Here is a 1691-nt window from a genome sequence, read left to right on the forward strand (position 1 = left end):
ATATGGAAGGTTGGGGCATCAACCTTCTTTGGAGAGATATAGTAAGACCTGCTATTTTAGTAGGCAAATATCGTTTGTATCCAAGAATCCCCTGCATTTAGGCATGGGGAGTATGTCAAAACACAATGTTATACCTCTTGTGAAAAGCGTTACCAAAGAGCGTATTATTGAAAATCTAAAAATAAATTTTACAATTAGTTGTGAAGATATGTATGCTATTGATAATATAACTACTTGTGGTGGCTCTTACAAAGATAGTGATAATATTAATTTTTAACTATATTAAATAAAAAACTGCACTTTAAGTGCAGTTTTTTTGATTTTAAAAATTCTTCAATCTCCATAAATTCATCATCTAAAAAATACACATATTTTCTTTAATTTAATTCATAAATTGACAATATTGTTAACACTAAGTATAATTATTAGCTATGTGTGTATTTATATAAGATATATGTACATAATAAATTCATCGAAAGGACTATTTTTATCTGTATGAACACTTCTTCTCAACACCAAAAATCAATGATTAATACTATAATTGATGGTATCGCTGGTATATTTTTACCCATTGTCAGTTTACTAAGTGCCGCTGGTATCTTAAAAGGTATTATTGCTGTATTAATTGCCACAGATGTATTAATTAAAGAAAGTGATAATTACCTTGTTTTAAATGCCATGGCTGACAGTCTATTTTACTTTTTACCCATGTTATTAGCCTATACATCAGCTAAAAAATTTGGGGCTAATCCCTTTACTGCTGTCGTTATTGCAGGTATTTTCCTTTATCCTTCACTAAATCATATCTTAGAATCTGGTCAAACTGTAGAATTCTTCCACATTCCTTTAAAAGGTGTTACATACCATTCTAGTGTTATCCCTATTATTTTAGCTTCAGCATTATTAACTTTTGTTGAAAAATTCTTAAATAAAATTTTCCCTGATATGGTAAAAGGGTTTTTGACACCTCTTTTGTGTATTATCTTTGTAGGATTTGTAACATTATTCTTATTTGGCCCTATTGGTATGGTTATAGGTGATTTTCTCGCTAATATCTATGAATATATCTATAATTTTTCCCCAATTATTTCAGGAGCTTTATTAGGCACAGTCATTCAACCAATGGTAATCTTTGGTTTCCACTGGAGTTTTATTTTAATCGGTATGAACAATATTGCTGTATTGGGTTCAGATACAGTCTTAGCCTTAATGGGACCTGCTGTATTTGCTCAAGCTGGTGCAGGACTTGCTGTATTCTTAAAAAGTAAAGATACGAAATTTAAATCCATTTGCGCATCTTCTATTTTATCAGCATTATTTGGTATCACTGAGCCAATTATGTTTGGTGTAAATTTACCTCGCAAAAAGCCTATGATAGCCGTATGCATCGGTGGTGGTATTGGTGGTGCTATCGCTGGTTATTCAGGCGCTAAAGCTATCGCTTTTGCCTTTCCTAGTCTAGCTTCTCTTCCTGTATTTTATGGCGATGGCTTTCTATTGTATATTTTAAGTGATATAATTGCTGCCGTTATTGCTTTCATCATCGCTTATTGTTTAAAATTTAAAGTTGATTTAGCAAAATAAAAAGATAGTACAAATTGATATGCACCCAAAATATTGGACATATTAATTAAGCTACTAATTGAGACTTAGTTCTGTATTCTACAGGACTAAGTCCTTTTAGTTTTATC

2 protein-coding genes are annotated in these 1691 nt (G+C 31.3%); both read left to right on the forward strand.

Translation table 11 applies throughout. The features are described 5' to 3' along the window. Positions 1-112: 112 nt before the first annotated feature. Positions 113-277, forward strand: coding sequence for a hypothetical protein (locus F553_RS12440; RefSeq protein WP_019000214.1), 165 nt, complete (start codon positions 113-115; stop codon positions 275-277). A gap of 218 nt (positions 278-495) precedes the next feature. Next, the gene (locus F553_RS0111550) at positions 496-1584 is read left to right on the forward strand and encodes a PTS transporter subunit EIIC (protein WP_019000215.1); all 1089 of its coding nucleotides are present in this window, start codon (positions 496-498) and stop codon (positions 1582-1584) included. The last annotated feature ends 107 nt before the right edge of the window (positions 1585-1691 follow it).

It is taken from the genome of Megamonas rupellensis DSM 19944, assembly GCF_000378365.1.
Classification (GTDB): domain Bacteria; phylum Bacillota; class Negativicutes; order Selenomonadales; family Selenomonadaceae; genus Megamonas; species Megamonas funiformis.